20 protein-coding genes are annotated in these 20284 nt (G+C 45.2%); 3 read left to right on the forward strand and 17 right to left on the reverse strand.

Annotation, left to right across the window (positions count from 1 at the left end; all coding sequences use genetic code 11):
- Nucleotides 1–2 precede the first annotated feature (2 nt).
- From CP943_RS11240 to abc-f, 7 genes are all read right to left on the reverse strand, one after another.
- Nucleotides 3–1100: a spore germination protein gene (locus tag CP943_RS11240; protein WP_095292028.1), complete on the reverse strand. Its 1098-nt coding sequence runs from the start codon at nt 1098–1100 to the stop codon at nt 3–5.
- A 39-nt stretch (nt 1101–1139) separates the two neighbouring features.
- A complete protein-coding gene (locus tag CP943_RS11245) occupies nt 1140–2336 on the reverse strand; it encodes a Ger(x)C family spore germination protein (RefSeq protein ID WP_105981010.1) in 1197 nt (398 codons plus the stop codon).
- The gene (locus CP943_RS11250; RefSeq protein WP_105981011.1) at nt 2323–3423 is read right to left on the reverse strand and encodes a spore germination protein; all 1101 of its coding nucleotides are present in this window, start codon (nt 3421–3423) and stop codon (nt 2323–2325) included. Before CP943_RS11250 ends, CP943_RS11245 begins: the two co-directional genes overlap by 14 nt.
- 30 nt (nt 3424–3453) lie before the next feature.
- On the reverse strand, nt 3454–4560 hold the full coding sequence (locus CP943_RS11255) for a spore germination protein (protein ID WP_105981012.1): 1107 nt from the start codon (nt 4558–4560) through the stop codon (nt 3454–3456).
- 21 nt (nt 4561–4581) lie between these two features.
- On the reverse strand, nt 4582–6150 hold the full coding sequence (locus CP943_RS11260) for a spore germination protein (protein ID WP_023855725.1): 1569 nt from the start codon (nt 6148–6150) through the stop codon (nt 4582–4584).
- Nucleotide 6151: 1 nt separating this feature from the next.
- Complete coding sequence (locus CP943_RS22835) at nt 6152–6277, reverse strand: hypothetical protein (protein ID WP_023855724.1); 126 nt, start codon at nt 6275–6277, stop codon at nt 6152–6154.
- Nucleotides 6278–6423: 146 nt separating this feature from the next.
- Nucleotides 6424–8151, reverse strand: coding sequence for a ribosomal protection-like ABC-F family protein (gene abc-f, locus CP943_RS11265; RefSeq protein ID WP_105981364.1), 1728 nt, complete (start codon nt 8149–8151; stop codon nt 6424–6426).
- Nucleotides 8152–8615: 464 nt separating this feature from the next.
- Here abc-f and tlpB point away from each other — a divergent pair, with 464 nt between their 5' ends.
- Nucleotides 8616–10601, forward strand: a complete 1986-nt coding sequence (gene tlpB / locus CP943_RS23090; RefSeq protein WP_105981013.1) for a methyl-accepting chemotaxis protein — start codon at nt 8616–8618, stop codon at nt 10599–10601.
- 44 nt (nt 10602–10645) lie between these two features.
- Here tlpB and csaA read toward each other — a convergent pair whose 3' ends face one another.
- Nucleotides 10646–10978, reverse strand: a complete 333-nt coding sequence (gene csaA, locus CP943_RS11275; protein WP_020451742.1) for a chaperone CsaA — start codon at nt 10976–10978, stop codon at nt 10646–10648.
- Nucleotides 10979–11200: 222 nt separating this feature from the next.
- Here csaA and CP943_RS11280 point away from each other — a divergent pair, with 222 nt between their 5' ends.
- Nucleotides 11201–12529, forward strand: a complete 1329-nt coding sequence (locus CP943_RS11280; RefSeq protein WP_101560970.1) for a serine protease AprX — start codon at nt 11201–11203, stop codon at nt 12527–12529.
- 50 nt (nt 12530–12579) lie between these two features.
- Here CP943_RS11280 and CP943_RS11285 read toward each other — a convergent pair whose 3' ends face one another.
- From CP943_RS11285 to CP943_RS11295, 3 genes are all read right to left on the reverse strand, one after another.
- On the reverse strand, nt 12580–12990 hold the full coding sequence (locus tag CP943_RS11285; RefSeq protein ID WP_101560971.1) for a DUF5367 family protein: 411 nt from the start codon (nt 12988–12990) through the stop codon (nt 12580–12582).
- Between the two features lie 6 nt (nt 12991–12996).
- The gene (locus CP943_RS11290) at nt 12997–13596 is read right to left on the reverse strand and encodes a TetR/AcrR family transcriptional regulator (protein WP_020451745.1); all 600 of its coding nucleotides are present in this window, start codon (nt 13594–13596) and stop codon (nt 12997–12999) included.
- 100 nt (nt 13597–13696) lie between these two features.
- Complete coding sequence (locus CP943_RS11295) at nt 13697–14182, reverse strand: MarR family transcriptional regulator (RefSeq protein ID WP_026579582.1); 486 nt, start codon at nt 14180–14182, stop codon at nt 13697–13699.
- 149 nt (nt 14183–14331) lie between these two features.
- On the opposite strand from CP943_RS11295, the gene yqeK reads away from it, so the two are divergent.
- Entirely contained in the window at nt 14332–14946 is a 615-nt protein-coding gene (gene yqeK / locus CP943_RS11300) for a bis(5'-nucleosyl)-tetraphosphatase (symmetrical) YqeK (protein WP_023855716.1), read from the forward strand.
- A gap of 69 nt (nt 14947–15015) precedes the next feature.
- Here the strand turns inward: yqeK and CP943_RS11305 are convergent, their stop codons facing one another.
- The 6 genes from CP943_RS11305 to CP943_RS11330 all read right to left on the reverse strand — a co-directional run bounded on the left by CP943_RS11305 (nt 15016) and on the right by CP943_RS11330 (nt 20230).
- On the reverse strand, nt 15016–15501 hold the full coding sequence (locus CP943_RS11305) for a DinB family protein (protein ID WP_020451748.1): 486 nt from the start codon (nt 15499–15501) through the stop codon (nt 15016–15018).
- A gap of 30 nt (nt 15502–15531) precedes the next feature.
- Complete coding sequence (locus tag CP943_RS11310; protein ID WP_105981014.1) at nt 15532–17178, reverse strand: YndJ family protein; 1647 nt, start codon at nt 17176–17178, stop codon at nt 15532–15534.
- Entirely contained in the window at nt 17175–17792 is a 618-nt protein-coding gene (locus CP943_RS11315) for a DUF4166 domain-containing protein (RefSeq protein WP_026579579.1), read from the reverse strand. Before CP943_RS11315 ends, CP943_RS11310 begins: the two co-directional genes overlap by 4 nt.
- 1 nt (nt 17793) lies before the next feature.
- On the reverse strand, nt 17794–18693 hold the full coding sequence (locus tag CP943_RS11320; RefSeq protein WP_039072779.1) for a DoxX-like family protein: 900 nt from the start codon (nt 18691–18693) through the stop codon (nt 17794–17796).
- A gap of 243 nt (nt 18694–18936) precedes the next feature.
- On the reverse strand, nt 18937–19509 hold the full coding sequence (locus CP943_RS11325) for a TetR/AcrR family transcriptional regulator (RefSeq protein ID WP_023855711.1): 573 nt from the start codon (nt 19507–19509) through the stop codon (nt 18937–18939).
- A 7-nt stretch (nt 19510–19516) separates the two neighbouring features.
- Complete coding sequence (locus CP943_RS11330; RefSeq protein WP_023855710.1) at nt 19517–20230, reverse strand: MBL fold metallo-hydrolase; 714 nt, start codon at nt 20228–20230, stop codon at nt 19517–19519.
- Nucleotides 20231–20284 lie beyond the last annotated feature (54 nt).

Raw genomic sequence — 20284 nt, forward strand, 5'->3', positions numbered from 1 at the left:
ATCTAGCTTTGCAAAGGTTTCTTTTTCCTCATTTTCGAAATCAATAAAAGCGGAATCGGCACAATACCGAATAAAACAGCCGCTTGATAGCCGACCATGTCGCCGAGAGAAAATACATTATCGATATTTTTTGGCGTCATTGCGAGCAAATACATCACCGGAAGCAGACCGAACATGATCGGTCTGCTCTTTTTTTTGAAAATTTGCGACAACCCCAGCGATGCGGCGTAAAATGAGACGGAAAAAGTCGCAAACAACTGCATAATCCAGATGACAAGGAGCAGCGATTCAAAACGTTCAAATATTAAGCCGGGCATTTCAAAACTGCGGATGAGATCAAGCGTCGGCCATGTCAACGCGGTTACCCCGTCGACTGACAGCCCTCCGATCACGAATACGACCGTCGTTAAGTAAAAGAGTATCGCAATGCCGATTCCCATGACAACGACTTTGACACCATCTTTCGGCTTTTTCATAAACGCCAAAAGAAACATCATCACTTCTGCGCTGATAAATGAAAGCATTGTCGCTTTTGTCCCCTTTAATGCCGGCATGATGCCTTCCCCGAGGACTGGCCGCAGGTTATCCAGTTCGAATATGCCAAAACTCATAAATACGACGGTTAAAAAGAAAAGGATTGTAATCGGAAAAATGATTTCAAATAAACGGGCAAGCGATCCCATACCGTCTTTTATCGAATAAAATCCGACCCACATCATCGACATGACGATCGCCCAAATCGGTGTTTGCTGCAGCAAAAAAAAGGTGATGACTTCTGCCATAATTCTTGCTTCAAAAGCCGCAATCATCACAAAATGCTCAATAAACAGCAGGCTGATCACAATACTGAGCCACTTTCCGACAATGTTTCCCCCATATTGAAAAAATGTTTGCCCGGGATAATCCTGGCTTAATTTTGTCATCACCACTCCGGCTGCCATTGTGATAATTCCGCCTAATAGGACGGAAATCCATACATCCGGCGTACCGGCTTCTTCTGCAGCGGTTCTTGGCAAGGTGAGAATCCCGGCAGCCATAATATAACTGACTAAGACAATAATGGCCTGAGAAGTCGTAATTTTATCTTCGGAACGGATCATTGCGTATTTCTCCGCCTTTCGTGATTAGAAGTGCTTCTGTTACTGATCCCCAACGGTACCGTATTCTTTAATCGTGATTTGCACATGAAATGTAATCGGTATATCGGTAAAGGTCTCATCCCAATTTTTCTTTAGTTTTTCCCAAAGCCTCGGATGCTTGATCCTCAGCTCGTTTCCGAATCCGGCAAGATCTGCTTTGTATTCGGTTTTCATTTTTTTTGTAATGTCCTCCATCGTTTTTTTTACGGTTTTCGCGGTTGTTTTTTCGACTTTTTCTAAAAATTTGTTATCAAAAGCTTTTTCATTCGTGCTCCAGTTTTCCGCAAGATACCCATCTGACTTTACGTTCACTTCAAAAGAAAGACGGTTTCCTTTGACAATGGGCTTGATGTCGCTTTTAATCGTTTCGACACCAAATGCGGTCACTTTTTTTTCTTCCGGATCATAACTTTTAACCGTGCCTCCAATTCCCATTCCGGTGATCCACATTACCCCTTCTAAGTCATGTTCATCCAAATAACCGATCAGCTTATTGGTTTTTCCGTTGATCGCGGCTGCTCCTGCATATTTGACTTCCCCATCGGTACCAATAACATTTTGAAGCAGATAGCTCGTTCCTGACCTCATTTTGCCTGTCAGTTTGGCAAGTGTCACAGGAGGAAGAATTTTTTTCGCTTTATATTCATTTTCGACAATTTTGCGCAGTCGAAACGCCGGCATTTCACCGGTTTCCTTCAGCTCAAGCGTGTCTCTCGCCCGCCCTCTTGTGACGATCACCATACTGCTCGGCCTGATTTCATTATCGCGGAGAGGCTGATCAAGCAGTTCTGCCAGCGAATAGGTGCGGAGAAGCTCAGCGGCGATGACAATTACCTTTAAATGAGGACTGAATACAGGCCTGTCCTGTCTCAATGCTACTTCAGAGTTAATTTGCTGAAGCGAGTCCCCCGTTTCATAAACGTTAATATACGATTTTTGATCAGTGCTTCCTCCAGTCGATTTTGAACCGGCCGCCTGTTCGTTCACGTATTGATAGATCATCGTGATCCGATCTTTTTTCGGGTAATCACCTCCCATTTCGTCAAATTTTTTTTCAAGTTCGGTTTCTTTGCCTTTGTCAATCCCCATCGCAAATGTGAGACCCAGCTCTTCAATTTCGTGGCTGCTCCAGCATCCGGTTAATAAAAACAAAAGTAAAGCAATCGTTAAGTAGCGAATGGTGTTAATTTTTTCCAAACTTTCTCCTCCTTACTTTCGATATCACCAAAAACATGAGCGGAATGAGCCCGACTAAAAAGATGGCGCTGTTGCCGATCAGATCTCCCATTTGAAAGAGCTGGTCGATATTTTTAGGCGTCATCGCAATGAGATAAATAACCGGAAGCAAGCCGAATAATATCGGTTCCATCCTCCTCTTCAAGAGTTGTGACAGCCCTATAGCAGCAGCAAAATAGCTGATCGTAAAATTGGAGAATATTTGCATGATCCAGATGACCAGCAGCAAGGACTCAAATCGTTCAAAAATCAGCCCTCGTATTTCAAAGCTTCTCATTAAATCAATCGTCGGCCAGGTCCGGGATGTCACTCCATCGATCGACAGTGCACCGATGACCATAATAACGGTGATCATATAAAAGACAATCGGGAAAGAAATACCTATTAAAGTAGCTTTTAACGCTTGCTCGGGCTTTCTCATAAAAGGAACGATGATCAGCAGAACTTCTATGCCTGTATAAGCAAAAGACGTTGTCTTGACTCCTTGCATCACCGGCACGATCCCTTTCCCGAGAACCGGACGCAAATTGTCGGTCTCGAATATGCTTGCACTCATAAATATGACGACAAGAAAAATAAGAACTGTAATCGGAAAAATGATTTCATAAAGTCGGGCAACCGGATTGATACCGCCGGTTATTAAATAGATCCCGCTCCATAAAAAAACCATCGCCATCGCCCAAAGCGGCGTGTCTTCCAGTAAGTAAAATCCCATAACCTCTGTAACAGAACGGACTTGGAAACTCGACGTTGCGAGAAAATAGCAAATCAAAAGCAGGCTGAAAAGCCCTCCCGGCCACTTGCCAATAATATCGCGGCTGTATTGATATAACGTTTTTTCGGGGTATTCCATGCTTAATTTCACCATGATGAAACCTGCCAATAGAGCAATCAATCCTCCAAATACAACAGACAGCCAGACATCCGGCGTCTTAACCGCTTCCACAGATGTCCGCGGCAGTGTCAAGATACCAGTTCCCAGCAGAAAATTCGTGATGACGATGACGGTTTGCGAAACGGTAATTTTGTCTTGCTGACTCACCATCATGGAGAAATCCCCCCTTTCCTTTTTCAATCATCAGCCTCTGTCAGTTCCTTGTTTCCTCCTTTTTATTTTTGAAATCACCAGCAGGACGAGCGGTGTCATGCCGCCTAAATAAACGCCGCTGTTTCCAATAAAATCTCCGAATGCAAACATGTTGTTGATATTTTTCGGGATCATGGCCATGAGATAAATCACCGGAAGTAAAGCAAACAGCATCGGCCGAATATTTGTTTTAAAGAGCTGGGCCAGGCCTAATGCTGCACCATAAAAAGAAATGACAAAGGTGGAGAACAGCTGCATGATCCAGATGACCAGCAGCAAAGACTCAAACCGTTCAAATATCAGACCGGGTATTTCAAAGCTTCTCATCAAATCAATCGTCGGCCAGGTTCGTGATACCACCCCGTCTATAGACAGGGCGCCGATTACCATAACGACGGTGATCATATAGAAAAGCAAAGGGATGGCGATCCCGATCACAACCGTATGAATGGCCTTGCGAGGCTGATACATGAAGGGCATCAGGATCAAAATGATTTCAATACCTGAAAAAGACAATGCGGTCACCTTTATTCCTTTTAAGACAGGCCCTATTCCCTTGCCAAGTACAGGACGCAAGTTGTCCGCATCAAAAATTCCGATACCCATAAACACGACCAGCAGAAAAAGAATAAATGTAATGGGGAGCACGATTTGGAACAATCGGGCGATCGAACTTAAACCGCCAACGATCAAGTATAATCCCACCCATAAAAAAATCATGACAATGGCCCAGCGGGGTGTTCCTTCCAGTAAAAAAAAGCGGATGATTTCAAGCATCGAGCGGACCTGAAAACCGGAATGGGCCAATAGATAAGATACGAAAAACAAGCTGATCAGGCTGCCGATCCATTTGCCGATGATGTCCTGACTGTATTCATAAAAGGTTTTATCAGGATATTGATGGTTGAGCTTTACCATGATGACCGCGGCCAAGAGAGCGACTAAGCCGCCTAATATAAGCGTGATCCAAACATCAGGGGTTCCGACCTCGTCAACAGACGTTCGCGGAAGTGTCAGGATCCCTGTCCCAAGCAGGAAATTGGTGATGATAACAGCTGTTTGCGAAGTGGTAATGCGCTCTTCTTGCCTGACCATCATAAGCGTTTTCTCCTTTCTCTGCTACTGACGTGTCGAATCGTCTGTTTTTAGCATTTTCGGCCGCTTTTTCATCATCTGTATCGGCATGCGAACGATGAAATCTTTCCAATCTTGCAAACGATAAGGGACAGCCGGGCTTGCGTATGGAACACCAAAGCTTTTCAGCTTCACCGCGTGGCTGGCAAGCATGAGGAAAAACATAATCACCCCGTACAAACCGAACGTGGCTGCACAAAACATCGCCACAAATCTCAACATGCGCAGCGAAATACCGGCGCTGTATTGCGGAATGGCGAATGAAGAAATCGCGGTAACGGCGACAACAATGACCATAATCGGGCTGACAATGCCTGCCTGCACGGCAGCCTCCCCGATGATGATACCGCCGACGATTCCCATCGCCGGACCGATTGGTTTTGGCAGCCGGAGGCCGGCTTCGCGCAAAATTTCGATCGCCACTTCCATAATGAGCGCTTCGATCAGCGATGGAAAAGGTACACCCACCCTCGTTCCGGTAATGGAAATCGCAAGTTCACTCGGAATCAGCCCGGGATGAAACGAAATAAAGGAAATATATAAAGCGGGTCCAAGAAGCGAGATCATCGCTGCGCCAATTCGCATGATGCGGATCAGTGAACTCGGGAGCCAGCGTTCATAATAATCCTCGGGCGATTGCAGGAGCATACTGAATGTAACAGGAACGATTAAAACAAAAGGCGTCCCGTCCAATAAGATGGCCACTCTGCCCTCCATTAACGCACTCATCACCCTGTCAAGACGTTCAGTGCTTTGCACCTGCGGAAATGGACTGAGATAATTGTCTTCGATCAGCTGCTCGACAAAACCTGATTCGAGCACATCATCGATATCAATCTTTTCGATTCTTTTTTTGACTTCTTCCACCAGTCCTGGTTCAGCCACGTCTTTAATATAGGCGACGACAAGATTTTTGACAGCTCGCTTCCCAACTTGAAATTGAACCATAGACAAATTTTGATTTTTGCCGTGCTGCCTCAAAAGGGCTGTATTTGTGCCAATCGTTTCCGTAAAGCCGATGCGCGCCCCTCTGACCAAGGATTCAGATACGGGCTCTTCAATGTTCCTTGTATTTTTTTTAACGGTTCCCAGCAATAAAACTTCCGCTGAACCGTCGATCAGCAGTATGGCCGTACCCATCAACACTTCCGGCACCACTTCGCTGACATGCTTTGCCACTGATACTCCGCTGATTGATAAAATCTGCTTTTGGATTAAGTCCGGTATATTGCTGCTTAATGAAGAAAGCTCAATGTTATATTCTTTGGAGAAATCATCCATAAGGGATTTCATAATATGTTTGTCAATCAGGTCTTGATCTGCAAGCATTTCAACAAAAACAATCGCCGCCCGGATGCCGGTGCGCCCTAAGTTGAATTCTCGGAAATGAACGTCTGAGTTATTCTCCAAGGCTGTTTTGACCGCTTGCAGGTCGTGATCAAAATCGCCGGTCAAATACCCCGTTGATTCCAAAGCCGGCACTTCATTTTTAGGTTTTTCCGGCTTGTTGGACGATTGTATCAATCTGCGCGTTTTTGCTTTCCACCATCTCATATCAATCATCCCCTGCCGTACGAAGCCACAGAAATACTTTTGATATGGCAAACGGGACGAAAAAAACAAAAAAAGCCTGCATCAGGACCATCCAGTCCGGAAAATAGGAAACAATCGTTTTCCACATGTTGATCACCCTTTTTTATTGCTGTAGTAAGTCCATCATTTTTATCCTATTATTACCTTGGGTGCCATCTCTAATGGGTGGTAATTTAAACCACGTCAAACAAAAAAGAACCATCTGTGTTAAAAAACACAAATGGTTCTTTCCATTTATTCTTTTTCTAAAAACGCCCGTTTGCGTTTGGCCAGCTCTGAAAATTCCTGATCCAATTCATGATATCTCGGGTCTTGGGGGGTGAGTCCGGCTAATTCTCCGAGAACGGCGGTCATCCGATTTTCGATACGAAGCCGTTCCTCTTCATCGCGTTTTGCATGTCGCTGTTTCTTTCTGCTCCGATAATCTTTCAATCCGGTTTCGACGCGGGTGATGCGCCCATTTTCAAATACGAGAAGTTTGTTACACAATTGATCTGTAAAATACAGGTCATGCGACACAATGATGATCGTGCCTTGAAACTCAAGCAATGTCTGTTCAAGCTGCTCTCTGCTTGGCAAATCAAGGTGGTTGGTCGGTTCATCCAGAATCAGCAGATCATAATCCTTTAAAATCATACCTGCCAGTTTAATCCGGGTCCGCTCCCCGAGGCTGAATGTCCCGATTTCATTATGAAAGCGGTTTTCTTTGATTCCCATATTGGCCAAAATGGTCCGCGCATTTGCGATTTCGGCTCTGTCAGACAAATTCAGTACTTCAGCCACTGTTTGATCAACGCTTAAATCACTGACATCCTGGCTTAAATATGCGGCCTTTACAGATCGGCTCTTCCATAGCGTTCCGGCTGTTGCAGGTTCAGCATCCAACATCATCTTCACAAGGGTCGTTTTGCCGCAGCCATTGTCTCCGATAAGCCCTATTCTCTCGCCATGTTTGACATAAAAATGGCTGTCTTTGAATAAGGTGCGTCCGTCAAACGCTTTTGTCAGGCCTTTCGCTTCGATAATCCGCTTGCCCCTTTTTTCTCCCGATGAAAATTGAAAATTGACAGATTCTGCTTCTTGTGGCTTTTCCGCTTTGTTTTTTTCAAGTTCCTGTTCAAGGCGTCTAAGCTTTGATTTGACTTGGTTATCGAGCTTTTTGGCTTTTACCCGGTGGTATTCTTTAAAGCCCAGCTGCCTTCGTTCTGACCGTGATCCCTGTTTTGTTGAGTCACGGTGGGCTTTCTGTGACCAATTTTGGAGCGTTGCAATCTGTGACTCGATTCTTTCTTTTTGCTTTTGCTGGACTTCATATTGGTGCAGACGTTCTTCATATAACCGTTTTTTCTCCTGCCGGTATGCACTATAGTTTCCTTGATAAGTGTGCAACTTCCCATCTTCCAGCTCAAGTATTTTGGAAACGGATTGATCCAAGAAATAACGGTCATGAGAAATAATCAATACAGCCCCTCGATATTGTTGCAGTTCTTCAAGGAGCCAGCTGATTCCTTTTAAATCCAAGTGATTGGTGGGCTCATCTAAGATGAGGAGGTCAGGCATCGTTTTCCAGACGTGCGCCAGCGCAAGCTTTAGTTTTTCTCCCCCGCTCAAATGACTGAGCCGCTCGGAATTCCAGCTTTGAACCTTTGATAAGCCAAGACGGCTGGTCAACTGATATAATTTCCCGCCCTGATCGTCTGTTAATATGCTGTTGAAGTCATGAACGGAGTACTCAATCGACTGGAGCAGATAGCCGATTTTAAGCGTCCGGTCTGTTTGAACAGTGCCTTTGTCAGCTTTTATATGACCGCTCAATATATTTGCGAGCGTTGTTTTCCCCGCTCCATTGTATCCGACCAACCCAATCCGCTCTTGATTGGAAATGTCAAAATCGATGTTTTTTAAAATCGTTTGCTCTCCAAAGCTTTTTTGCAAACCTCTTATTTTCATTAAGATCGTCATACCGTTCACCTCTGTTTTTATTTTGGCTGACAACAAAAAACCTCTCGCGGAAACCCGGAGAGGATATCATGCCAAAATATGCACCGTGAAAGCGGTATGAACCGATCCCATTTCTTTGCACGACAAAAAACATGCAAATTTCAGAAATTGATGCAAGGTATAAAAGGGCATACTCATCCTATTCTCCAAGTTTCCGTTTTTTCATATTAAAAAAAACGATGGAAAATAAGATTACTGCTTCATGTCCCCTATACCTATTCCTTTCACTGTATTTACCGATTAGTATATAAACGAAGGTAAACTTTGTCAACAGTTATGCAGCCCTTTTTTCAGCCAATCCCGAAAACTGTTGCCTTCGCCTTAGTTGAGCATTTTATTTTGAAGTCTAAATTTTAAAATTTGATGCAAAAGTGTGAAAATTGTCCGATATTAATCTCGTAACCTATAAAAAGGAGTTTTGGCGAATGAAAAAAATAGTAAATTGGATCAAGCATCCATCTCTTTCCAAAAGATTAGCGGTCTCATTTTTATTGATTTTAACACTCCCTGTTTTAATCCTTTCAGGTGTTTCCTATTATACGGCGGGAAGTTCGATTGAAGATGAAATCATGAGAAGCGCAAGAAACAGCGTGGATCAATTAAACGAAACGATCGATCAAAATATCGAAAAAAAAGCGGATGCTATTACATATTTCAGTGAAGTGATCAAAGAAAAAACATACAAGGATAAAGGCCAGACTTCGTTAAGACAACAGTTTGAACAATACGCCAGACAAAATAAAGATGTAGAAGCCGTGTTCACAGGCTCTGTAGACGGTGTCTACGTGCAGCATCCTTATACGAAAATGCCTGACGGCTATAATCCCGCGGAAAGGCCATGGTTCCAAGAAGCGGTTGAGAAAAAAGGCGAAATCATCGTCACTGATCCATACACCTCTGCCGCTACCGGCAACACGGTCATTACCATCGCCAAGCAGAATGAAGACGGGTCAGGCGTCGCGGCGCTCAGCTTGAATATCGATGAGCTGATTAAAGCGACAAATGATGTCAAAGTCGGAAAAGACGGCTTTGCTTTTATCTCAAGTGCATCTAAAAAATATATCGCCCATCCGAAGATTAAAGCCGGAACTGAAGGTGAAGGCGGTTGGGTTGACCAAGTTTACGGCAAAGAAAAAGGTGAATTCAAATATACTTTTGAAGGAAAAGAAAAGCAAATGGCGTTTGCAACAAACAAACTGACAGGCTGGAAAATTGCCGGGACAATGTTTTCCGATGAGATAACAAACGCCACAAAGCCCGTCTTTTATATGGCTCTGATCGTCTTTTCAGGGGCTTTGGTGCTAGGCGGAATTCTCATTTTCTTTATCGTCCGCGCGATCAGTAAACCATTGAATCAGCTCGTTCAATCTGCAAAAAACATCAGCAGCGGCGACTTGACACAGCAAATTAAAGTCCGTTCAAATGACGAATTCGGGCAGCTCGGCACAAGCTTCAATGATATGGCGGAATCGCTCCGCACACTGATCGGCACCATTCAGGAATCGGTTGAGAATGTCGCCTCATCATCAGAGCAGCTGACAGCAAGCGCGGAACAGACGAGCCAAGCGACAGAACATATTACTTCCGCGATCGAACAGTTCTCGAACGGGGCAGAAAGCCAGAATGAAAAAGTCGAAACCAGCTCGCAGCAGCTCAGCCAAATGAATGATCATCTGAGCGAAATGACCGAAGTGTCGGAATCGATTACTGAATCATCGATCAAATCGACAGAAATCGCCGAAACCGGCGGAGAACTCGTTCAGAAAACGGTCGGCCAGATGAACTCCATCGATCGATCTGTCAAACAAGCTGAGAGCGTCGTCAAAGGTCTCGAAGGCAAATCGAAAGATATCACATCAATTCTCAGGGTCATTAACGGAATTGCCGATCAAACGAATCTATTGGCATTGAACGCCGCGATTGAAGCGGCCCGCGCCGGCGAGTCAGGCAGAGGCTTTTCCGTCGTCGCCGAAGAAGTTCGAAAGCTTGCTGCCCAATCAGCGGAATCGGCAAAAGAAATCGAAGCGCTGATTCAGGAAATCGTCAAAGAAATCGAACATTCTCTCAAGATGTTTCAATCGGTCAACCATGAAGTCCAATCCGGACTCAAAATTACCGAGAAAACAGAAACGAGCTTTCACGAAATCAGCGGCATGACGAATGAGATCGCCGGCAAGCTGCAAACGCTCAATGCAGCGGTCGAACAATTGTCGAAAGGCTCAGAGGAAGTCTCCGGTGCCGTTCAGGAAATCGCCGATGTTTCAAGGGAAAACACAGCTGGAATACAAGATATTGCAGCATCAGCGGAAGAACAGCTGGCTTCAATGGAAGAAATCAGTACGTCTTCTGCCACACTTGAACAAATGGCGGAAGATCTGCGAGATTTAACGAAAAAATTCAAGGTGAAATAAAAAAAGAGGCTTCCTTCTGGTAGAGGGAGCCTCTCTTTTATGTATCAGCTGATCTTCGTTCCATTGGGCGCTTCTTGATCAGGCGCCAGCAAAATAACGTCGCCTTTTTCCGGCACGCCGCCAAGAACGAGAACTTCCGATTTAAACCCGGCAATCCGCCGCGGCGGAAAATTGACGACTGCCGTCACCTGCCGGCCTATAAGCTTTTCAGGTGTATAACGCTTTGTGATTTGAGCGCTCGAACGTTTGACGCCAATCTCTTCTCCGAAATCGATCTCAAGCTTAATAGCCGGCACTTTCGCTTCAGGAAACTCTTCCGCTTTTAAAATTGTCCCAATCCGAATATCCAGCTCTAAAAAATCTTCGATTGTTGCCATGAATTCAGCTCCTTTGGCCGCTTTCTAGAGGGTGATATTGACATGTCTAGAATATCATGTATTTTGGTTCGTTTAAACCCTGGACTTCCGTTACCACTTTCAGAAGCGAATGGGAAACAGGCCTCTTTTGCCGCCGTTTTAGGACAGCCAACTTTACGGGAACCCCCTTTCATTCATAGATTAAGAGGAAGAATAAACTATAAGAGATGAGGTGGAACTAGGATGTTCGGTTCCTATATGGTTCAAATGGTAAGGTCCAACGCCCATAAACTGGACCGGCCGCTGAGAGAAAGCGTGCTGAAACTCTATAAACCTTTTAAATGGACGCCTTGCTTTTTACACGGATTTTTTGAAAAAATATTAATGAAGAACAAAAAAATACCGGTCATTATTGAATTTGAAAAAGACAGCCACCATAAAGGCTATCAATTAGTCAATGAAATGATCGGCAGCAAGAGAAGAAACAAAATCAAGCATCGCTTTTCCAACATTAGCTGCTGCAGCGCGGAAGTCACCCCTTCTTCTTTGCAATCGCTTCTATCTCAATGCGGTGACATTCGCAAAATTTATTTAAATCGCAAAGTGAAAGCGCTCCTCGACGTAGCGGTTGAATCAAGCCGTGCCAAAGAGGTGATCAGAAACAACCAGACGCTGACAGGCAAAGGTGTTACAATCGCTGTCATTGATACGGGCATATACCCTCACAAAGATCTTGAAGGCAGGATCAGGGCTTTTCAAGACTTTGTCAACCAAAGGACAGAACCGTATGATGACAATGGCCATGGCACACACTGCGCCGGCGATGCTTGTGGAAACGGAGCTGCCTCATCGGGTCAGTACCGGGGGCCTGCTCCTGAAGCGGAACTTGTCGGTGTAAAAGTATTGGACAAAATGGGATCCGGCACGCTGGAAACTGTCATTCAAGGGATCGATTGGTGCATTCAATTCAATGAGGAAAACCCTGATGATCCGATCGACATTCTTTCAATGTCATTGGGGGCAGATGCGTTACGCTACGAGAATGAGGAAGAAGATCCGGTCGTTAAAGCTGTTCATGCAGCATGGGACGCAGGCATTGTTGTATGTGCGGCAGCCGGAAATTCCGGTCCTGATGCGCAAACGATTGCCAGCCCTGGCGTCAGCAGCAAGATTATTACAGTCGGAGCTTTGGATGACCGGGATACAGTCAGCCGGGAGGATGATGATGTTGCCTCTTATTCAAGCAGAGGGCCGACGATCTACGGTCAAGTTAAACCGGACTTGCTGGGACCGGGCACAAATATTACATCGCTTCGTTCACCTGGATCTTTCCTCGATAAGATGCAAAAAGCAAACAGAGTCGGCACAGATTATATGATATTATCCGGAACCTCGATGGCCACGCCGATCTGCGCAGGCATTGCAGCCCTTATTCTTCAGCAAGCCCCAGGGACAGGACCTGATGAAATCAAACAACTGTTAATAAACGGAACCGATTTATGGAAAGATCGCGATCCAAATGTTTACGGTGCTGGATACATCAATGCAGAACAATCGGTTCCGCAAGATTAAAGACCGTTCGCCCGTTTTAGCATAAAGCGGGCGAATCTTACATAAAAGATTTAAACCGCAGACCTTCTTTTTTCAAGTATGAGCGGTATCGTCAAATACATGGCATACGCGAAGACCATCCAAACCGCAAATCCAATCACCTGGCCCTTTGAAAGCGCCGGGAAGATCAATGAATGATGCCATAAAGAAAATGTGTCGAGAAACAAACCGACTGCCGACCCTACAATGCCAAACTTAACCGCAGCAAACCTCGATTTGTCAACTCGCCGGTAAGCGAGGATCACGGCATATAGTAGGCCAAAAGTTCCGGCTTCAAGAAGCAAAAAGCGGAGCATAAAAGAATCTTGGCCGGGTTCGGCAAGAACCGCACTGCCGAACAGCATAAAAAACACGGTGGCGCCAAGCCAGACAACGAACGAAAAAACAAGAGCCAAACCGAGTTTTTCAGTTAACATCTCCATCTCCCTTTACTCCCCTCCATGCTGTTTTACGGCGGTTTCCGTCAGCATCTGCAGCACCGCCTCTAATTCCCCGTAGACTTTTTCAGAGGAAAATCCCGAAGACATCAGCGACTGAAGAGCAAGACCGTCGATTAGTGCGTTTAAAAGAATGCCCCACGTGCTGAAAGAAACCCCGTCAACAGGAGAACGCTTCCACATCTCGGAAAGCTGTTCTGCCAACACCGCATTTTCCTCTTCGAGAAGTTCTCCAAGCTGCTCGTTTATCTTTTCATTTCGAAAACCTAAAACGGCCAATTCTAAAAAAAGCTGATGGTAATACGCATCTTTTCGTGTTCTTGATTTCGCCGATGACAATCCGTCTTTTATCCTTTCGGCAGCGGGTCTATCATTTGCTTTCAACCGTTCCCACGACGCGCGGCAAAGGTCGCGAACCACTTCAAACACAAGCTGCTCTTTTGTCCGGAAATGATAGTAAACCGTTCCCTGTGTCACCTTTGCTTCTTCAGCAACCGCCTTTAACGTCAGTTTGTCCAGACCCTGTCCGGCAATGCGGCGCTTAGCTGCCTCAATCAACGTTTCTTTTGAAGTCACATTCGGCCTCGCCATTCACTTCACCTCTTAGTTATCTAAATAACTAACTCATTAATTCAACTATAATCTGGAAGGGGTTTCTTGTCAATCGCTCATTCAAGTTAACATAATACTATTATTGTTTCCTAACCGTTTCTGTCATAAGTGTCAGACCTTGAAGAAATTTCAAAATAGCTCCCTGTTCTGCTGTTGAAAACGAATCGAGAAACCTCTGAAACTGTTCCGCTTTTTGCTGATGGAGCTTTTCATGAAGTTCATACACTTGTTTTCCGCTGGGCGTCAGCCTGAAGTAGATCTCTTTTTTATTGTCCGTCAATTGAAACCGTTTAATGAGGCCTTCTTTCAGCAGCTTTGAACTGATTTTTGTAATATTTGCTTTTGATAAATTCATTTTTTTGGCGATGCCTGTATTATTAATCGGTTCATCATGACCGATACAGCTGATGACATGGATGGTCGTCATATTCCCCGGGAGCCGTTTAACATCAGATTCTGCCGCCTGCTTTAAAAATGCCTTGAGATCAGTATCCGCTTTTTGTTCGTTCAGGTGCAGGAGTTTAACATACATATCATAGATCAGCTGTTTTGTCAGTTCAGACATAGTCAATGGACAGTCCCTTCTTTTTATTTTCCGGTTAACAAAATATTTTAATGGTATGTTTTAGAGTTTGTCAATGTTATGATAAGGTAAAATCAGATAACGAATGTGTTTTGTTTATCATGAAACAACCTCAAAAAGGAGAATCTCTGATGAATATTGAAGGAATAGAGATGGAAGTTCGTTGCACAGGTGATGTATGTTCAGATGCCCTTGAATTTTTGAGACGCCATAACCACGAAAAAACAGCCGAACATTCGATAAGAGTGAAAAAAGCGGCGGAAGAATTGGCAAAGCGTTTTCATGTTCCTGCACAAAAAGCGGGAATAGCCGGTATTATGCATGACATCAGCGGTGTCATCCCTAATGAAAAAAGAATTGCGGCTGCTGAGGCGCTCGGTATTGATATTCTGCCCGAAGAACGGATATTTCCGATGATTATCCATCAAAAACTGTCGAAAGTGATGGCGCGGGACCTGTTTCAGGTGGCGGATCAAGATATTTTAGATGCAATAGAATGCCATACAACGCTTAAAAAAAATCCCTCCCAGCTCGACCTTGTCCTGTTTTCAGCGGACAAAATAGAATGGGATCAGACAGGGACTCCGCCTTATATCAAGGAGCTTTGTGAAGCGCTTGAAATTTCTCTGGAGCACGGGGCGTTTGTTTATATTCAGTATTTGTGGAAACAAAAAGATAAACTGAAAGTTGTCCATCCCTGGCTAAAAGATGCCTATTATCACCTGAAAGCAATAATCGAAGCTTGACCCAGGCAAAATGAACTGCGGCTTAGGGTGGGTGACCGCCTTAAGCCGCCATCTTGCCTGACAACACCGTTAGTTGACGCCTTTTGAAGGGTCCCACGATTTCTGCTGTTTTCGGATCGTGACGATTTGTCCCAGATGGTAAGCGTTATGAAGAATGAGAAGGGACAAAATCTCCGCCCAGGTGGAATGCGGATCATGCTGGGCCGGCTCCTTCAGCATCTTCTCTTCGCATGCCGAAAGCGCATCGATCCATTCGTTATAGATCGTATTCAGTTCCTGCCGGCTTTCTTCCCAGCCCAGTCCGCTTTTGTTTACAAACGTATCATCGATCGTATAATCAAAAGCCGGAACGGGAATTCCTTTAAACCACTTTAAATAGCGCTCGTTGTAAAAAATCAAATGGTTGGCAATTTCTAAAATCGAATTTTCCGAACCTTCCCCTTTTTGCCTTGCCTGGCTTTCCGTAAGATCAGCGGAAGCCGTTTGAAAACAAACAAACCAAGTCGTTTCGTTAAAGCATGCTTTAAACTGTTCAAGCAAAATGTTTTTTAGCATAAATACCCTCCAGTTCGATTCGATTTTTGCCTAGCTTTCTTTTGCTATTTTCGCCCTATTGACGGCAGAATCCTTTTTTTCAATATGATATTGAATGTCGAGAAACCGTATGCCGAACAGCCACATGCAGTGATGAGCGCAGAGCCTCTTTCGTCCCTGCTTTTTGATGATAAAGCGTTCGGCAAGCGGCAGTTTAAACGTACCTGTTCCGGTCGAAAGGAAAATGCCTTCATCACCCCGGTCAGATCGTTTGTCACTGCTCGTCAAAATCAGGCAGCCGTCCTCTGCTTTCGGCTTTAAAATGCCTGTCATATTGGAAAACGGCAATGGCAGTGCAATATTCATATATGTGATGTCATCATGGGTATGAGCAGAATAAAGCGCCACGAACACAGTCTCGCCTTCCTCGTTCGTTCTGACCCAGGCGCGCACATTCTTCCTGCCGTCTTTGGCTGAATCAACACCGATAATCTCGCCCTCCATCGTTTGCCGCCCGGTCTTTGTCCCCAAATGAATTTGCCCTGTCATTTTTGAAATCAGCTGATACATGTGCGCAAGCGGCTTAAACCATGGACGCCAGGCGATCTCCGCTGTTAACGAATAATCGGCAGTATGCTCATAGAAATCGAGAATGAGAGGAGAAACCGTCTCAAGCTGAAATCCGTTTCTCTGAAATGCGCTCATATCATCGGCAAGACCTTGGTAAGACGAATCGCTTTGTAATCGGTGCCGTTGTAAAAAATCGGCTCCGATTCTCCATGACCCGTAAATGTTGCTCATCATTTCGCCTTGCCTCCTTTCACAGTCCGGCTCAGGAGATTCAAGACGCCAGCCGGTCAGCGCTGGAATAATGACGCCAAAAGCGTTGACAAGCCCGTGAATCCAAATCATTTCCTGAATTGTAAAAGTCGGCCGGCCGCGATAAACACCGTAAGAGTAAATAAGTGAAAAAGCAATGGTAATCATCAATGTAAAAGACGAAAAGATCACAAAGCGGCGAGCCGCGCTGTTTTTGAAGGCCGCGATCGAGACGAGAAAGCCGCTGCCGTATATGGCCGCCAAATACAGCGCAACGGCGAAGACATCAATGGTTTTCGAAAACGATATGCCGACCGCAATGAAAAGCGGAGACAGCATGATGAGCCATGTCACCGCTGTATAAAAAAGGCCTTTCTTTTTCAGCTTCCTTCCGAGCATTCCATTAAAAATCGGAATGAGAAATGCAGAATAATGAAAATGCACCGCTGTCAGCAGCACGATCAGCGGGCTGAAATCCATGACCTGGAGATTCAGCGTATAAGCAAAAAGCCAACCCCCTCCGAAAGGAAGGTAAAGCAGACCGCTGTCAATCGATGCCTCTTCAAGGCCCTTTCCTCCTCTTTCCCAGAGACGAAGGACGCCGTATAAGGCGATCATCCCCGTATAGCATAGCCAAATCGCTGAAAAAAGCGGGGAATGGAACAACAGGGATAACGAAGCCGCACAAGCCGCATAAGGAAAGCACGCGCTGATCAGCCGAAACATTCCGTTTTCATGCTGAGTAAGATCGAGTGCGGCCGGAACAAAAAATAGCATCGCTAATAAAAGCAGCGCCTCTGCTGGCGGGATGTCCGGCGCTTTGCCGGCGAAAAAAACCGCATAGCAAAGAACGCTTACAAAAAAGCGGCGGAATTTCATGCCATCTCCTCCTCCCTGTTAAACGTTCCTCTGTAGGCAAACAGCGTTCCGAACAGCGGATTTTTCACATGAACATCAATCGTAAAACAGCCTTTTTCTTCGTCATACGATTCATTCACCCTGGAAATACCGTATAAACACTTTGTAAGGGGCAGCTTTTTACTGAATAAAGGCAGCCATTGTCTGACAGAAGTAATCGACAGTGATCCGTCAGCTTCCGCCTTAAACCGCAGGCTTGAAATTAAGATTGGCGGATGTCCGAAATAGTCGATGATTTCTCCCCGGCTTTCATCATAGATCATGACAGCATCAAAATACCTTTGTTTATCACGAAAAAAGAAAGTCCTGTTCCAAACGGCTGCCGGTGTATCATTTTTCGTCAGCCGAATGTGATTTTCAATCGTGAACGGAATGTTCCTCCCTCTTTCGGGAAAAAAACAGCGGAAGACCGTTCCCGCTTTAAACAACAGCCTGATCCAGTACGAACCGCCGGATATTTCCGTCATCACTCCTTTTCCTCTGAACGCGCTTTCTTGGGTGAGGTGATACCGTTCCTTGAGTTTTGGGTGAAGAAGATGAAAATCCTCGATCACCCGTTCATACATCGAAACCAAATCAACGCCTCTTTCTGATCGTATTACCCGCGTTTGGAATGCCGCAAGCGCTCACATAGCCGACAACGGACAAGATGATAAGCGCGGCATTAAGCACGACCGGGTTAAAAGGTTGGGCAAAAGATGCGAGATCAGCCATTCCTGCAGATACCGAAAGCAGCACAAGCAGGGCGATATGCAAAAGAAACCACTTCCTTTTCCGACCTGGATAAAGCCATAACACGCCGGCTATCACCTCGGCCATGCCGATCAGTTTCAGGAGCATTTCGGGATGAAAACGGCCGCCCGTGAAAGTCGAAAGCATGCTGATTTCCTCAGGATGAACCATCATGAGCTTTGGCACAAGCCCCTGGTAAATCCAGACGAAAGAAAACAGCAGACAAACGAGCCAATAGATCAATGTTTTTTGAAAAAGCAGCCTTGGATGGTGTCCTTTTTCAAGCCAGATCTTCAGCGCAGCAAAGCTCCAGGCCGTCGCCCAGCCGATGAGCGGCCTGAATGCCTTATCTGCAAGCCGGCCCAGCCTCCCGTAACGGGTGTCATAATCGTATTGTGTCATAAACGTGATCCCGGTTTCGCTTTCGCTGTATTTCCAATATCCTCGGCCTTCGCGAATGACAGAAAGCGGGTGGTTTGTAGCGAACTTGAGTGACGAGACTCTGTCTCCCGTGTCTTGATATACGTTTCCGACAGACACTCCTGTACCGGAAATTTTTAAACCGAAGCCGATTCTCGTTTCGTATAAAAACCTTTGCGGTTCACCCGGTCTGCGCTTTAAATAGGTAATGTCCGTAAATCGCAAGTCCCATTGCCGATGGAGTGCAGGATCTTGAGTATAGCGCCATAGCCGCTCCATATCTGTCTGGATAGATATTTCTACGTAAATCGGAGTTTTTTTCATTGCGCACGCCCTTTTGTGAATATATTCACAATAACAGCATAACATGGAACACATCATGTGTGAACCAATTTTTGCATATCCAGTCTCTCTTTGCCGACATAAAAAAATCCTCGGCTGTTAGGCCAAGGCAATTAATGGCTGGTTAAGCCTTCTCATACCTATGACTCAAAAAATGGAAGAGCCATACGACAATCATACTAAATTTTCGAAAAAATGTAAACAATTAAGGAAAAATTCCCTTGTTTATTCGGTCTGATAGATAGCGATGCCTTTTAGGAAGGCACGGATTGTCAAATCAAAACTTTCTTCCACATCATAAGGAAGACCGAACGCATCGTGTTGCCTGAGTGTTGCAAATCCATGCATGATGCTTCTCAAGCCTCTGACCGCATGGATCGCGGAGTCATTGTCTAAATGATAGTCTTTCAGAACGGAAAGCACCAAGGCGAGGATTCTGTCTCCAGCTTCGTCAAGCCGTTCATCTTCATCAGGCATTGCAATAAAAGTTGCTTCATAAAGCCCCGGCCTGTTTTTGGCAAAAGTGACATAGGCGTGAGCCATTCTGCTGACAGCCTGATCCTCTTCGGCTCCCTGGACAGCAGAAGCCATGTTTTCATAAAGTATCGTCAAGCCGTAAAGTGCGAGTTCTTTCCGTAAGTCGTTCAATCCTTTTATATGATTGTACAGAGACGGAGATTTGACATTCAGCCTTTTGGAAAGAGAAGCAAGCGTCACTTCATGAATGCCTTCCTCATCAGCCAGAAATGCCGCAGCTTCCAATACTGCTTCTTTATTCAAACCGATTCGTGGAGACACGATTTCTTCATCCTTTCCTGTTCAATTTGATATGTGCTTCGTTCACCGCTTTTGTCATCGCTTGAACCGGATCATGGACAAGATTGCCGTGGCCGGCGGCAAGCGCCTTCGGTTTTAAATCTAACAGCTTTTGCGCGCTTTCTAAAGCGATTTCTTTGTCCCACGTGGCCAAAGCCGGAAAAGGAAATGAAAGCTTTAAATGTCCTGATACCGTCATGCCGCTTCGCGTATGGTACGCGTCACCGACTATGAGAAGACCGCTTCTTTCATCCAAAAACGAAATGCTGCCAGGCGTATGCCCAGGTGATGAAACAGTCAGCAATGAACCGATCCTGTCTCCTTCCTTTAAAAGGATATCAGGATTTGTCTTGATGTTTTTCGGAACGCCTCCTCTGATTGTTCCGCGCTCCCCTTCCAGCATCTTTGTATCACCTTTTAACAGACGCGCATCCCGTTCAGATATGGACACTTTCACACCGGGAAGGCTGTAGTACAGCGCGTCAAGCGAACCGACATGGTCGCTGTGGGCATGGGTCAGCAAAATCCGTTTAATCGGCTTACGGAGATGATCCGCAGCCTTTAAAATCCCTGTTTTGCTGATCGGAATCCCTGTATCAATTAATGTAAGGCCGTCTTCTTCATCTGCTAAATAACAGTTGACAGGAAATAGGCGCGGAAAAAAAGTCAGCTGGTAGACCGATTCAAATCGGGTAATCCTCATCGCTTTCACCTCTTCGATCAAAATAAAAAACTAATACCGTTAGTTTTCATTTTA

It is taken from the genome of Bacillus paralicheniformis (genome assembly GCF_002993925.1).
Lineage (GTDB): Bacteria > Bacillota > Bacilli > Bacillales > Bacillaceae > Bacillus > Bacillus paralicheniformis.

Coding starts and splice junctions, on each gene's coding strand:
- CP943_RS11240 (WP_095292028.1), bottom strand. CDS start 1,100: ATGATCCGTTCCGAAGATAAAATTACGACTTCTCAGGCCATTATTGTC.
- CP943_RS11250 (WP_105981011.1), bottom strand. CDS start 3,423: ATGATGGTGAGTCAGCAAGACAAAATTACCGTTTCGCAAACCGTCATC.
- CP943_RS11255 (WP_105981012.1), bottom strand. CDS start 4,560: ATGATGGTCAGGCAAGAAGAGCGCATTACCACTTCGCAAACAGCTGTT.
- CP943_RS11260 (WP_023855725.1), bottom strand. CDS start 6,150: ATGAGATGGTGGAAAGCAAAAACGCGCAGATTGATACAATCGTCCAAC.
- CP943_RS22835 (WP_023855724.1), bottom strand. CDS start 6,277: ATGTGGAAAACGATTGTTTCCTATTTTCCGGACTGGATGGTCCTGATG.
- abc-f (WP_105981364.1), bottom strand. CDS start 8,151: ATGACGATCTTAATGAAAATAAGAGGTTTGCAAAAAAGCTTTGGAGAG.
- tlpB (WP_105981013.1), top strand. CDS start 8,616: ATGAAAAAAATAGTAAATTGGATCAAGCATCCATCTCTTTCCAAAAGA.
- csaA (WP_020451742.1), bottom strand. CDS start 10,978: ATGGCAACAATCGAAGATTTTTTAGAGCTGGATATTCGGATTGGGACA.
- CP943_RS11280 (WP_101560970.1), top strand. CDS start 11,201: ATGTTCGGTTCCTATATGGTTCAAATGGTAAGGTCCAACGCCCATAAA.
- CP943_RS11285 (WP_101560971.1), bottom strand. CDS start 12,990: ATGGAGATGTTAACTGAAAAACTCGGTTTGGCTCTTGTTTTTTCGTTC.
- CP943_RS11290 (WP_020451745.1), bottom strand. CDS start 13,596: ATGGCGAGGCCGAATGTGACTTCAAAAGAAACGTTGATTGAGGCAGCT.
- CP943_RS11295 (WP_026579582.1), bottom strand. CDS start 14,182: ATGTCTGAACTGACAAAACAGCTGATCTATGATATGTATGTTAAACTC.
- yqeK (WP_023855716.1), top strand. CDS start 14,332: ATGAATATTGAAGGAATAGAGATGGAAGTTCGTTGCACAGGTGATGTA.
- CP943_RS11305 (WP_020451748.1), bottom strand. CDS start 15,501: ATGCTAAAAAACATTTTGCTTGAACAGTTTAAAGCATGCTTTAACGAA.
- CP943_RS11310 (WP_105981014.1), bottom strand. CDS start 17,178: ATGAAATTCCGCCGCTTTTTTGTAAGCGTTCTTTGCTATGCGGTTTTT.
- CP943_RS11320 (WP_039072779.1), bottom strand. CDS start 18,693: ATGAAAAAAACTCCGATTTACGTAGAAATATCTATCCAGACAGATATG.
- CP943_RS11330 (WP_023855710.1), bottom strand. CDS start 20,230: ATGAGGATTACCCGATTTGAATCGGTCTACCAGCTGACTTTTTTTCCG.